Source organism: Lachnobacterium bovis, from assembly GCF_900111325.1.
GTDB lineage: Bacteria > Bacillota > Clostridia > Lachnospirales > Lachnospiraceae > Roseburia > Roseburia bovis_A.
On record NZ_FOGW01000008.1, the window covers coordinates 106,963 to 121,335 of the forward strand.

Here is a 14,373-nt window from a genome sequence, read left to right on the forward strand (position 1 = left end):
TTGGAAGAATATAATTTTATTTTTCTAAAGGTTCGTCTAACTGTGTTTTAGAAATTGAACTTAAGTTATCACAAGTAGAGAAAAAAGGAGATCAATAATGGCAAAATACGAATTATTGAAGCAAGAAGGAAGAGCAAAACGAGGCGTATTTCATACAACTCATGGAGATATTCAGACTCCAGTTTTTATGAATGTTGGTACTGTTGCTGCTATTAAGGGAGCAGTTTCAACAAATGATTTAAAAAATATTAAATGTCAAGTGGAACTTTCTAATACTTATCATTTACATGTTAGAACAGGCGACAAACTTATAAAAGAAGTTGGTGGCTTACATAAATTTATGAATTGGGATAGACCAATTTTAACAGATTCAGGCGGATTCCAGGTGTTTTCATTAGCACAACTTAGAAAAATCAAAGAAGAAGGTGTGTATTTTAATTCACATATAGATGGCCGTAAAATTTTTATGGGACCAGAAGAAAGTATGCAAATTCAGTCTAACCTTGGCTCAACAATTGCCATGGCATTTGATGAATGCCCACCGGCATTAGCTGAAAGAAAGTACGTAATTGATTCAGTAGCAAGAACTACAAGATGGCTTGAAAGATGTAAAAAAGAGATGGCAAGACTTAACTCACTTGAGGATACAGTTAATAAGGAACAATTATTATTTGGTATAAATCAAGGTGCTGTTTATGATGATATTCGTATTGATCACGCTAAAAGAATTTCAGAAATGGATTTAGATGGATATGCGGTTGGTGGACTTGCAGTAGGAGAATCACATGAGCAAATGTATAGTGTGCTAGATGCGGTAGTGCCTCATTTACCAGTTAATAAACCAACATATCTTATGGGAGTTGGTACTCCGGCCAACATTTTAGAAGGTGTAGAACGTGGAATTGATTTCTTTGATTGTGTATATCCAAGTAGAAATGGTCGTCACGGTCATGTTTATACAAATCAAGGCAAAATCAATTTGTTTAATAAGAAATATGAAAAGGATATGAGACCTATCGAAGAGGGATGTTCTTGTCCTGCTTGTCAGTCATATTCAAGAGCATATATTCGTCATTTATTGAAAGCAAAAGAGATGCTTGGAATGAGACTTTGCGTATTACATAATTTATATTTTTATAACACTATGATGGAAGAAATTCGTACATCACTTGAAGAAGGTAGATTTAAAAGTTATAAAGAAGAAAAATTATACAATATGGGACAAATTAATCGTGAAAAAGAGCAAGAAAATAACTAAAAAAACTTGTATCCTTTTTAAAATTTGTGTAAAATGAATATGTATTTGTGTCTAGTCATATTTTATTATGAATAGAATTTAAAGGAAGCTTAGGAGGATAGATATATGAATACAATTTTATTAGCTGCATCTCAAGCAGGGGCTAATTTCCTTTCAATTGGTCTTTTAGTTATTATGTTTGTTATCATGTATTTCTTTATGATCAAACCACAAAAGAAAGAACAACAGCAAAAAGAAATTATGTTAAAAGAACTTGAAGTTGGAGATACAGTTCTTATTACTGCTGGTTTTTATGGAACAGTTATTGACATTCAGGAAGATTTAGTAATTGTAGAATTTGGTAATAATAGAAATTGCCGTATTCCAATGCAGAAACAGGCTATTTCTCAAGTAGAAAAAGCAAAAGATTCTAAAAAATAATTAGAAAATAATTAGAAAATAAATCTATTAGATGCTATTTTTGTGGTTATTGTTAAATTGTGACCATAAGGATAGCATCTTTTTTTATTTTTAAAAGATGTCGTTATAAGGATCTTTTTTATTTTTACAAGATATTACTATAAGGAATAAAAAAGCTAAAATATTATGAAAATAATTTATAAAAAACATAAAAAAATACCATAGTTAGAACTGTTGTAAAAAGCTTTGTTTTGTTATATTATCAGAAGTAGTCTATAAATTTTAGGAATAGTATGAAAATTTGAATAAATATACGATATATACTATAAGTCCTTATAAAAAGGACAGTATCACATGTGTTTCATACATATATATAAAATTTTAATGAAAAACAATAAACAAATAATGATAAACAGCAACAATATGTAAATAATATATAAAAAAATAATTATAAATTATGATGGAGGAATAAGAAGATGGAATATAAAATTGGTTTAATTGAAGGAGATGGAATCGGACCAGAAGTAGTAGGAGAAGCAAAAAAAGTTTTAGATGCTATAGCTAAAAAATATAATCATGTATTTAATTATACTAAAATTCTAATGGGTGGTTGTTCAATAGATGCAACAGGTGTTCCGCTAACAGATGAAGCAATTGAAACAGCAAAAAAACAGGATGCAATTTTGATGGGCTCAATAGGTGGAAATACTTCAACTTCACCATGGTATAAATTAGCACCAGAATTACGACCAGAAGCAGGACTTTTAAAAATTAGAAAAGCACTAAATCTTTTTGCAAATTTACGTCCTGCATATTTATATAAAGAATTAAAAAAAGCATGTCCACTAAGAGAAGATATTGTAGAGAGTGGTTTTGATTTGATGATAATGAGAGAACTTACAGGTGGACTTTATTTTGGAAAAAGATATACAAAAGAAGTTGATGGTGTAAAAACTGCGACAGATACATTGACATATAATGAAAATGAAATCAGAAGAATAGCTATAAGAGCTTTTGATATTGCAATGAAAAGAAACAAAAAGGTAACGTCAGTTGATAAAGCAAATGTATTAGATTCATCTAGATTATGGAGATGTGTTGTTAATGATGTTGCAAAAGATTATCCAGAAGTAGAATATGAGCATATGTTAGTGGATAATGCAGCTATGCAATTAGTAAAGGATCCGAAACAATTTGATGTAATTTTAACTGAAAATATGTTTGGAGATATTTTATCAGATGAAGCAAGTATGATAACAGGATCAATTGGTATGCTTTCATCTGCAAGTTTAAATGACACGAAATTCGGATTATATGAGCCTAGCGGTGGTTCGGCTCCAGATATTGCAGGAAAGGGGATTGCAAATCCAATTGCAACAATTTTAAGTGCAGCGATGATGCTTAGATATTCATTTGATTTAGATAACGAGGCAAAAGAGATTGAGAATGCAGTACAAAAGGTTTTAGAAAAGGGATATAGAACGATTGATATTATGCCTCAGGATGCAGAAAATAATAGTAAGAATAATGTGAAAATTACCCAAGTTGGTACGAAAGAAATTGGAGATTTAATAGTAAAAGAAATTTACTGTCATACATTACAGTAAAAAAGCTTGAAATTTTTCCATTTTTGTTTTACCATAAAATATGATTTGGCGAATAAATCAGGAAGGAAGTTTATATTATGAAAAGTGATAATATGAAAGCTGGAATGCAGCAGGCTCCAGCAAGAAGTTTATTAAATGCATTGGGATTTACTCCAGAAGAAATTAAAAAACCTCTAGTAGGTATTGTGAGTTCATATAATGAGATTGTTCCAGGTCATATGAATATTGATAAAATTGTTAACGCAGTTAAGCTTGGCGTAGCAGAAGCAGGTGGAATGCCAGTTGTATTTCCAGCAATCGCAGTATGTGATGGTATTGCCATGGGTCACGTTGGAATGAAATATTCCTTAGTAACAAGGGATTTAATAGCTGATTCTACAGAATGTATGGCACTTGCACATCAATTTGATGCATTGGTAATGGTTCCAAACTGTGACAAAAATGTACCAGGATTGTTGATGGCGGCAGCTAGAATTAATGTTCCAACTGTTTTTGTTTCAGGTGGACCAATGTTAGCAGGAAGAATTGGTGGAAAAAAACGAAGTTTATCTTCAATGTTTGAAGCAGTTGGTGCTTATGCATCAGGAACAATGACAGAAGATGACGTTAAAGAATATGAAGAAAAAGTTTGTCCTACATGTGGTTCATGTTCAGGAATGTATACCGCAAATTCGATGAATTGTTTGACAGAAGCATTAGGAATGGGATTAAGAGGAAACGGAACTATTCCTGCAGTTTATTCAGAGAGAATTAAACTTGCTAAACGCGCAGGAATGGCTGTTATGGAAATGTATAGAAAAAATATTTGTCCAAGAGATATTATGACTAAAGATGCTATATTAAATGCATTAACAGTAGATATGGCATTAGGTTGTTCAACAAATTCAATGTTACATTTACCAGCTATTGCACATGAGGTTGGTTTCGATTTTGATATTTCATTTGCAAATCCAATTAGCGAAAAAACTCCAAATTTATGTCATCTTGCACCAGCAGGTCCAACTTATATGGAAGACCTAAATGAAGCAGGTGGAGTGTATGCTGTCATGAAAGAATTAGCTGATATTGGTTTAATAAATACAGAATGTATGACAGTTACAGGAAAAACAATAGGTGAAAATATAAAAAATGCCGTTAATTTAAATACAGAAGTAATTAGGACAACACAAAATCCTTATTCAAAAACAGGTGGTCTTGCAGTATTAAAAGGAAACTTAGCTCCAGATGGTTCAGTAGTAAAAAGATCTGCAGTTGTTGAAGAGATGATGGTACATGAAGGACCAGCTAGAGTTTTTGATTGCGAAGAGGATGCAATTTCAGCTATTAAAGGCGGAAAAATTGTGCCAGGAGACGTTGTAGTAATTAGATACGAAGGCCCAAAAGGTGGACCAGGTATGAGAGAAATGCTTAATCCAACATCCGCTATTGCAGGAATGGGATTAGGCAGTTCTGTTGCACTTATTACAGATGGTCGTTTTTCAGGTGCATCAAGAGGAGCATCTATCGGACATGTATCACCAGAAGCTGCACTCGGAGGCCCAATTGCGTTAGTTGAAGAAGGCGATATTATTAAAATTGATATTCCAAATATGAAATTGGACTTAGATGTAGATGATGCAGTTCTTGAAGAAAGACGTAAAAAATGGCAGCCAAGAGAACCAAAGGTTAAAACAGGCTATTTAGCAAGATATGCACAGATGGTTACATCAGGTAACAGAGGAGCTATTTTAGAAAATAATTTTAAAGCTTAATAAAGATTAAGGGGACATGAGAATGAAAATAACAGGAGCAGAAGTAGTATTAGAAAGCTTGAGAGAACAGGGTGTAGACACAGTATTTGGATATCCAGGTGGAGCAATCTTAAATGTTTATGATGCGTTATATAAACAAAATAAAATACATCATGTTTTAACATCTCATGAACAAGGAGCTGCACATGCAGCAGACGGATATGCAAGGGCAACAGGAAAAGTTGGTGTTTGTTTTGCAACATCGGGCCCAGGTGCTACAAATTTAGTAACAGGAATAGCAACTGCATATATGGATTCAGTTCCAGTTGTTGCAATTACATGTAATGTAACAGTTCCTTTATTAGGAAAAGATTCATTTCAAGAAATTGATATAGCTGGAATTACTATGCCTATCACAAAGCATAATTTTATTGTTAAAGATGTAAAAGACTTAGCACCTACTATGAGAAGGGCGTTTTCAATAGCTAAAAGTGGTAGACCAGGTCCGGTTTTAGTAGATATAGCTAAAGATGTTACTGGTGCAACAGTAGAGTATGAATTTGTACCACAGAAAAAAGCAACTAAAAAAGATACAGATTTATTATCAAGAGTTCATAAAGTACTTCAAAATGGTAAAAAAATAGAAATAAAGTTAAATTCAACAGAAATTGATTTAGACGAAATAGATAATGCAGTAAAATTGATTGAAGAAGCAAAAAAACCATTTATTTTTGTTGGAGGAGGAGCTGTAATATCAGAAGCATCAGAAGAATTAGCTCAATTTGTTGATTTAGTTGATGCGCCTGTATGTGATTCTTTAATGGGAAAAGGTGCTTATGATGGTACAAAAGCAAATTATACGGGAATGTTAGGTATGCATGGTACTAAGACTTCGAATATAGGTGTTAGTAAGTGCGATCTATTGATTGCAATAGGTGTTAGATTTTCAGATAGAGTTATTGGTAATCCAAATGAATTTGCTAAAAATGCTAAAATATTACAGTTTGAGATTGATGCAGCTGAAATAAATAAAAATATTAGAGTAGATGCTTCTGTAATTGGAGATGTAAAGGGAATATTAAAATTATTAAATCCAAAATTAACAAAAGCTAACCATAAAGAATGGTTAGATGAAATATATTCTTACAAAGAAAAATATCCTTTAACATATCCTAAAGAAGGTCTAAGTGGTCCATTCCTAGTTGAAAAATTATATGAAAAAACAAAAGGTGATGCAGTAATTGTGACAGAAGTTGGTCAACATCAAATGTGGGCGGCTCAGTTTTATAAATATAAAAAACCACATACATTACTTACATCGGGTGGTTTAGGAACAATGGGATACGGACTTGGAGCTGCTATAGGAGCTCAGGTTGCATTAAAAAATAAACAAGTAGTAAATATTGCAGGTGATGGATGCTTTAGAATGAACTTAAATGAAATTGCAACGGCAGCAAGAGAGCATCTTCCACTTATTCAGATAATAGTAAATAATCATGTTTTAGGAATGGTTCGTCAGTGGCAAAATCTTTTCTATGGCAAACGTTATTCAGCGACAGTATTAGATGATGGTGTTGATTTTGTTAAAGTTGCAACAGGTTTAGGTGCAATAGCAAAAAGAGTAACTACTAGAGAAGAATTTGAGAGTGCACTAGATGAAGCTCTAAAATGCGATGGCCCATATGTTATTGATTGTATAATTGACTCGGATGATAAGGTATGGCCAATGGTGGCACCAGGTGCACCAATTAGTGAATCGTTTGATGAAAATGATTTATAAAAATAATTTTTGTATAGAATTAGGAGGAAGTTTAAAATGAGTAGAGTATATAATTTTTCAGCAGGACCGGCCGTTTTACCAGAGGAAGTTTTAAAAGAAGCAGCAGAGGAAATGCTTGATTATAAAGGATGCGGAATGTCTGTGATGGAGATGAGCCATCGTTCAAAAGTGTATGATAACATTATTAAAGAAGCAGAGGCTGATTTAAGAGAATTAATGAATATACCAGACAATTATTATGTTTTATTTTTACAGGGAGGAGCTTCACAGCAGTTTTCTGCAATCCCAATGAATTTGATGAGAAATAAAAAAGCTGGTTATATTATTACTGGTCAGTGGGCTAAAAAGGCAGCAGCCGAAGCAAAAAAATATGGGGAAGTAATTGAACTTGCTTCATCCGCAGATAAAAATTTTTCTTATATTCCTGATTGTTCAGATTTACCAATTACTGATGATATGGACTACGTTTATATTTGTGAAAATAATACAATTTATGGAACAAAGTATAAAGAATTACCTAATACAAAAGGCGTTGATTTAGTAGCAGATGTTTCATCTTGTTTCTTGTCTGAACCTGTTGATGTAAGTAAGTATGCTCTTATTTATGGTGGGGTCCAAAAAAATGTTGGACCAGCAGGTGTTGTAGTGGTAATTATTAGAAAAGATTTAGTAAAAGATGATGTAATGCCTTTTACACCAACGATGTTAAAATATAAGACACAGGCTGATAATGATTCACTTTATAATACACCACCTTGTTACAATATTTATATTTGTGGCAAAGTATTTAAATGGCTTAAAAAATTAGGTGGACTTGAAAAAATGAAGGAGCTTAATGAAGAAAAGGCTAAAATTTTATACGATTTCCTTGATGAAAGTGAAATGTTTAAGGGAACAGTTGAAAAGGAAGATCGTTCATTGATGAATGTTCCTTTTGTAACTGGTGATAAAGACTTAGATGCAAAATTTGTAAAAGAGGCAGCCGAAGCTGGTTTTGTTAACTTAAAAGGACATAGAACAGTTGGTGGTATGAGAGCTTCTATTTACAATGCAATGCCAAAAGAAGGTGTTGTAAAATTAGTTGAATTTATGAGAGAGTTTGAAAAAAACAATAAATAAAGTATAATACAGCAATAAAAAAGATAAGAACAAACACAAAAAAAGCAATAGAAACAAAAAAATAGTAACATCAAAACAAAAAACACAATAAAAAGTAAGGAGTAGAAAATGTTTAATTATACATGCTTAAATCCTATCGCAGATGTAGGATTAAAATTATTTTCTAAAGAATATAATAAAGTTGATAATTTAAATGAAGCTCAGGCTGCTTTAGTAAGAAGTTGTGCAATGCATGACTTAGAATTGCCTGATTCTTTGTTAGCAATTGCAAGAGCTGGAGCAGGAGTTAATAATATTCCATTAGATAAATGTGCTGAAAAGGGTATTGTTGTATTTAACACACCTGGAGCAAATGCAAATGGAGTAAAAGAATTAGTTTTAGCAGGTATGTTATATGCTTCAAGAGATATTTTCGGTGGAGTAGAGTGGATTATAGATAATCAGGATGATGACTTAATTGCTAAAAGTGCTGAAAAACAAAAAAAGAAATTTGCCGGACATGAAATTTTAGGCAAAAAATTAGGTGTAATCGGTTTAGGCGCAATCGGTGTTTTAGTTGCAAATGCAGCACAACATCTTGGAATGGAAGTATATGGTTATGATCCTTATATATCCGTTAATGCAGCTTGGAATTTGTCACATAACATAAAACACATTAGCAACGTTGAGGATATCTATAAAAATTGTGATTTTATTACAATTCATGTGCCACTCGTTGAATCTACTAAAAAAATGATTGATAAAGATGCAATATCAATGATGAAATCAAATGCTGTATTACTTAATTTTGCAAGAGATTTATTAGTTGATGAAGAGGCGGTAGTAGAGGCGTTAGCTAATGATGAGTTAGGAAAGTATGTATCAGATTTTCCTAATGAAACAACGGCAGGCGTAAAAAATTGTATAGTAACTCCACATTTAGGGGCGTCAACAGCAGAATCAGAAGATAACTGTGCAATGATGGCAGTCAGAGAAGTACGCGATTTTATTGAAAATGGAAATATCGTTCATTCTGTAAACTTCCCAGATTGTAGTATGGGTGCTTGTAATAGCGAGGGAAGAATAAGCATTCTTCATAGAAATAATAAAGGTATGATTGCTCAGTATACGACAATTTTAAAAGATGCTGATGTTAACGTATCAGATTTAACTAATAAAGGTAAAGGCGATTACGCATATTCTCTTATTGATGTTGACTCTAAGATCGATGAAGATGTATTAGAAAAATTACGAGCAATTGATGGTGTATTAAGAGTTAGAAAAGTTAAATAGATGAAAGCGTTTTGACTTTGATTATAGATCATTCTATGGTATACTATCTGTGAAATATTTATATGGAAGGAAGTATTAAGGATGAATTTGCTTGAATTTTTTGGAACTACTGGGAAAATACCTAATATACTTTACGGTTTCATAGCAAAAGAAACAACAGAAGATAAGATTAATAAAATGTCAGATAATGCAGCAGATGCAGTACAAAATGTTGTTGAAAAACCTTCAATCATAAAAAAATGGTTAGAAGATTTAATCCCACAAGGATTAGACTTTATTCTTAACATTTTATTAGTTATTCTTGTTATATTTATTGCTAGAAAAATAGTAAAAGCGGTAATTAAGATAATGAACAAATCACTAAATAAATTTGGTGTAGAAAAAGGTGTAAATACTTTTTTATGTTCATTAGTTAAATATTCAATTTATATTTTAATAGGTATGGGAGTGCTTGCAAAATTTGGACTTGCAAGTTCTGTTGTAGCACTTGTTGGTTCGGCAGGTTTAACAATGGGTCTTGCTTTACAAGGCAGCTTATCAAATTTCGCAGGTGGCGTTTTAATTTTATTATTAAAACCTTTCGTAGTTGGAGATTATATTATTAATAACAGTTCAAAAGAAGAAGGAACTGTTCATGAAATAACTATTTTTTATACTAAATTATTAACTGTTGATAATAGAATGATTCTTATACCAAATGGTACATTATCAAATACTAGTTTGACAAATGTATCTAAAATGGATGAAAGAATGGTTGATTTAACAGTTGGTGTAGGTTATGAATCAGATTTGTCCATTGTAAAAACGATTTTAAGAAATATTGCAGTAGGCGATGAGAGAATTCTTAGAGATAAAGAAATTAAAGTTTTTGTTTCTGATCTTGGAGAAAGCGCTGTTGACATGCGACTTAGAGTATGGGTTAAAAGTGAGGATTATTGGAACGTTAAATGGGATTTGACAGAAGAGATAAAAAATCAGTTAGATTTACATCATATTAACATTCCTTATCCACAAATGGATGTATCACTAAAAAAAGAATAACAAAACAATAGTATAAGAGAAAATTTTCTGAAAATTATTGACATTACCTAGTGGTTGTGTTACTCTTTAATTGTTGTAAATAGTTTAATTAATAGGTAGGAGGAATTTAGTTATGCAGGGTACAGTAAAATGGTTTAATGCAAAAAAAGGGTATGGTTTTTTATAAGATGAAGCAGGAAAAGATGTGTTTGTACATTTTTCAGCTATCAACATGGAAGGATTCAAGGAACTCAAAGATGGGGAAAAAGTTGAATTTGAAGTAGTTGATGGAGAAAAAGGCCCACAGGCAACAAACGTATCACCTATACAATAAAACTAGTATCTTAAAGATGTATATCAATTAACGCAGACCTAGTGATTAGGTCTGTGTTTTTTTGTGCAAAAGGTTGACAGGTATGGGATTTTCTAGTATAACAGATATTGTGTGTTATTTTTAAAAATTAATATTTTGCACATATTTTTACACGTAATTAATAATAATTTAATTAATATTATTTTAAATATAAATTATACAATAGGAGATTTTTATATGGAAAAAAAGAAAGTTTGGGTAGTAGGACATAAACATCCGGATTCAGATTCAATTTGTTCTGCTATTTCTTATGCACATTTAAAAAATGCAATCAACAAAAATGAAGAAGTTGAATTTGAAGCTAGAAGAGCTGGTGATGTTAATCCAGAAACAGCATATGTTTTAGAAAGATTTGGCATTGAAGCTCCTGAATTAGTGTTAGATGCAGGCTCACAGGTTAAGGATATTAAAATCCGTAAAACAGAAGGTGTAAGTAGCCATATTTCAATCAGAAAAGCTTGGGATATGATGAAAGATCAAAATGTTGCTACATTACCAGTTGTTAATACAAGAAATAAACTTGAAGGCTTAATTGTTACTGGCGATATCGCAGAGTCATACATGGATGTATACGATAATGAAACATTAGCTATCGCTAGAACACAATACAAAAATATTATTGAAACATTAGCTGGTAAATTATTAATTGGTAACGAACATGGATACTTTGTTAAAGGTAAAGTTGTTATCGGAACAGCTACAGCAGAAGTATTAAAAGATAAGATTGAATCTGATGATTTAGTTATTTTAAGTGATAGAGAAGATTCTCAACTTCTTGCAATCGAAGAAAATTGTAGCTGTATCGTTGTAAGTAATGGTTTTGGCGCAAGCGAGAAGGTTTTAGAAGCTGCAAAAGAAAAAGAAGTTGTTATCATTAGCACACCTTATGATACATTTACAGCTGCTCGTTTAATTAACCAGAGTATGCCTATTAAATTTTTCATGGCAAGAGAGAATTTTACAACATTTACATTAGATGATTTATTATCTGACGTTAAAAAGACAATGTCAGAGGTTAGACATAGAGATTTCCCTGTTGTAGATGATGACATGAACTATATTGGTATGATTTCAAGACGTAATTTATTAAGCTTCGATAAAAAACAGATTATCTTAGTTGACCATAATGAAAAATCTCAGGCATTAGATAATATTGATGATGCAGAAGTTGTTGAAATTATCGATCATCATAAAATTGGTGATTTACAGACACTTGCACCAGTTTATTTTAGAAACCAACCATTAGGATGTACAGGTACTATTGTATATCAGATGTACAAAGAAAATGGTGTTGAAATTGAACCAAAAATTGCTGGCTTGTTATGTTCTGCAATTATTTCAGATACTCTTATGTTCCGCTCACCTACATGTACACCAGTTGATAAAATGGCAGGAGAAGAATTAGCCAAGATAGCAGGAGTAGAAGTAGAAGAATTAGCTATTAAGATGTTTGAAGCAGGAAGTAATTTCGCTGAGAAAACAGTTGAAGAAATTTTAAATCAAGATTTCAAAATCTTCCATGCTGGCGATATTGCATTTGGTGTAGATCAAGTAAGTGCTATGGGTAAAAAACAATTAGATGAAGTTAAAGCTCGTTTAATTCCAGCTCTTGATGACATGATTGCCGAAAAGAAAATCGATATGATATTTGTTATGTTAACAGATATTTTAACAGAATCTACAGATTTAATCTGTGGTGGAGAAGGTGCAAGAGAAATTGCTAGTAAAGCATATCCAAATGCTACAGGCGATGATAGTTTATGGTTAGAGGGTGTTGTATCTAGAAAGAAACAACTTATTCCTTCATTCATGGCATCTATTGACGCATAAGAAAAAAACGTGTAGAATATAATGGTATTTCGTTGAAATTTAAGGTGATTTTCTAAAGCGTTACCTTATATGAAGACTTAATATAAAGACCACAATTATTATAAAAGGAGCTACATATGTAGCTCCTTTAAATTTTTTGTAATTAAATATGTTAAGACTCTTTAAAAGCATTTGTTGGTGTGGTTCCGAATGTCTTTTTATAAGCTCGTGAGAACGTAGAGTAATTTTTAAAACCACTTTCATAGCAGGCGGCAGTTATGGGCATTCCATGAAGTATAAAATCTTTTGCAAGAAGAAGTCTTTTATTTGTAATGTAGTTTCCAATAGTGTACCCGGTTTCTTCTTTGAAAATATGCATTAAATAATAGCGACTTAAGAAAAAAGTTTTTGCAAGAGAATCAATGGAAATCTCATCTGTCAAATTATTATTTACATAATTAATTATTTCAACAATTTTTTGATTAGGAGATGAATTCTTAATATATTCAATTCCATCGTTAATTGATAATCTATTAAGCTGTATCATAAATTCTAGAAATAAAATGTTATGATACAAATCATTAGCATATGCATCTGTATTAAAAGAGGCCTCAAGTTCTTTAGTAATACTGCCAAGTTTACTGTTTGAAAAAGAATGTACACGTAGGACGTGAGATTTGTTACTAGAGGCTTTTTTAAAACAAAGACTTAAGTCATTATTTTTTTCACTATAACTATCTAAATAGTCCTTTGAAATATATATAATTATGCGCTCATAAGTTGAATTGTCATTAATAATTGGTTTATGAACTTCGCCAGAATTTACAAAAACAATATCATTAGGTTGAAGCTCATAGGAACGTCCCTCAATTGAGTAGGTGACATTACCGCTTAAGAAAATTAATATTTTATGAAAATCATGATAGTGATATTCAATATCATGTTTTTTTTGGTCTTTTAAGTGAAATATTTTAAAGTTTGATTTTAAATAACCTGTTCGATTATATGAATTCATGATTATAAACCTCCCTGTAGCTATATGTTACACTTAAAAAGCACAATTTGCAATATATAAAGCACATTATTTGTTTTTAATAAAAATTGTGTTATATATCATATACTATGGAATGTAGATAGAGTTTATTAAGCTGAGAAGGAAGGAATAGGTGATTTTAAAATGAAATTTACAAAAATGCATGGTTGTGGAAATGATTATGTGTATGTTAACTTATTCGAAGAAAAAATAGATGATTTCGCAAAAATGTCAATTAAAGTTAGTGACAGACATTTTGGGATTGGTTCAGACGGATTAATTACAATTGGACCATCAGATTGTGCTGATTTTAGAATGCGTATTTTTAATGCAGATGGATCAGAGGCCGAAATGTGTGGAAATGGTGTCAGATGCGTTGGAAAATACGTGTACGATCATAAATTGACAGATAAAGAAGAAGTTGATGTTGAGACAGGAGCAGGAATCAAACATTTAGTACTTAATGTTAAAGATGGTAAAGTTGAAACAGTTCGTGTTGATATGGGAGAACCTATTTTCTCAGCTAAAGATATACCAGTTGCATTAGATTTGGATAAAGTAGTTGATTATCCAGTGACAATTGGTGATAGAGAATGGAAAATGACTTGTGTTTCAATGGGAAATCCACACGCAGTTGTATTTGTTGATGATGTAAAGAATTTTGAAATTGAAAAATATGGACCAATTTTCGAAAATAATGCTCTTTTTCCTAAGAGAACAAATACAGAGTTTGTAGAAATTATAAGCGATAGCGAAGTTTCTATGAGAGTATGGGAAAGAGGTTCAGCTGAAACATTTGCATGTGGAACAGGAACTTGCGCGTGTGTAATGGCTTGTATTTTGAATAATTACACAAAGGATAAAGTGTTAGTCCATTTATTAGGCGGTGATTTAGTGATTGAATATGATAGAGAATCGAATCACGTATTTATGACTGGCCCAGCGACAGAAGTTTTTAACGGAAATATATAGT

The 14,373-nt window shown here is 31.7% G+C and carries 11 protein-coding genes and 1 pseudogene; 11 read left to right on the top strand and 1 reads right to left on the bottom strand.

Annotated features, from left to right (window positions below; all coding sequences use genetic code 11):
* Nucleotides 1-97: 97 nt before the first annotated feature.
* From tgt to BMY79_RS04425, 10 genes and pseudogenes are all read left to right on the top strand, one after another.
* Complete coding sequence (tgt, locus tag BMY79_RS04380) at nt 98-1,258, top strand: tRNA guanosine(34) transglycosylase Tgt (protein WP_022747651.1); 1,161 nt, start codon at nt 98-100, stop codon at nt 1,256-1,258.
* A gap of 105 nt (nt 1,259-1,363) precedes the next feature.
* Complete coding sequence (gene yajC, locus BMY79_RS04385; protein ID WP_022747650.1) at nt 1,364-1,678, top strand: preprotein translocase subunit YajC; 315 nt, start codon at nt 1,364-1,366, stop codon at nt 1,676-1,678.
* 455 nt (nt 1,679-2,133) lie between these two features.
* Complete coding sequence (gene leuB / locus BMY79_RS04390) at nt 2,134-3,264, top strand: 3-isopropylmalate dehydrogenase (RefSeq protein ID WP_074730474.1); 1,131 nt, start codon at nt 2,134-2,136, stop codon at nt 3,262-3,264.
* Nucleotides 3,265-3,341: 77 nt separating this feature from the next.
* On the top strand, nt 3,342-5,015 hold the full coding sequence (ilvD, locus tag BMY79_RS04395; protein WP_022747648.1) for a dihydroxy-acid dehydratase: 1,674 nt from the start codon (nt 3,342-3,344) through the stop codon (nt 5,013-5,015).
* 22 nt (nt 5,016-5,037) lie between these two features.
* On the top strand, nt 5,038-6,774 hold the full coding sequence (gene ilvB, locus BMY79_RS04400) for a biosynthetic-type acetolactate synthase large subunit (protein WP_022747646.1): 1,737 nt from the start codon (nt 5,038-5,040) through the stop codon (nt 6,772-6,774).
* 36 nt (nt 6,775-6,810) lie between these two features.
* Nucleotides 6,811-7,893: a 3-phosphoserine/phosphohydroxythreonine transaminase gene (gene serC / locus BMY79_RS04405; RefSeq protein ID WP_027422122.1), complete on the top strand. Its 1,083-nt coding sequence runs from the start codon at nt 6,811-6,813 to the stop codon at nt 7,891-7,893.
* 108 nt (nt 7,894-8,001) lie between these two features.
* Nucleotides 8,002-9,165: a phosphoglycerate dehydrogenase gene (locus BMY79_RS04410; protein ID WP_022747644.1), complete on the top strand. Its 1,164-nt coding sequence runs from the start codon at nt 8,002-8,004 to the stop codon at nt 9,163-9,165.
* Between the two features lie 81 nt (nt 9,166-9,246).
* Nucleotides 9,247-10,206 (top strand): mechanosensitive ion channel family protein, encoded by a 960-nt coding sequence (locus BMY79_RS04415; RefSeq protein ID WP_022747642.1) that lies wholly within the window; start codon nt 9,247-9,249, stop codon nt 10,204-10,206.
* A 112-nt stretch (nt 10,207-10,318) separates the two neighbouring features.
* Nucleotides 10,319-10,519: pseudogene (locus BMY79_RS04420) on the top strand (cold shock domain-containing protein).
* 216 nt (nt 10,520-10,735) lie between these two features.
* Nucleotides 10,736-12,388 (top strand): putative manganese-dependent inorganic diphosphatase, encoded by a 1,653-nt coding sequence (locus BMY79_RS04425; protein WP_027422124.1) that lies wholly within the window; start codon nt 10,736-10,738, stop codon nt 12,386-12,388.
* 151 nt (nt 12,389-12,539) lie between these two features.
* Here BMY79_RS04425 and BMY79_RS04430 read toward each other — a convergent pair whose 3' ends face one another.
* The gene (locus BMY79_RS04430) at nt 12,540-13,382 is read right to left on the bottom strand and encodes an AraC family transcriptional regulator (RefSeq protein WP_022747638.1); all 843 of its coding nucleotides are present in this window, start codon (nt 13,380-13,382) and stop codon (nt 12,540-12,542) included.
* Between the two features lie 162 nt (nt 13,383-13,544).
* Here BMY79_RS04430 and dapF point away from each other — a divergent pair, with 162 nt between their 5' ends.
* Nucleotides 13,545-14,372 carry a diaminopimelate epimerase gene (gene dapF, locus BMY79_RS04435; RefSeq protein ID WP_022747636.1) on the top strand — a complete coding sequence of 276 codons (828 nt, stop codon included), beginning with the start codon at nt 13,545-13,547 and terminating at the stop codon, nt 14,370-14,372.
* The last annotated feature ends 1 nt before the right edge of the window (nt 14,373 follow it).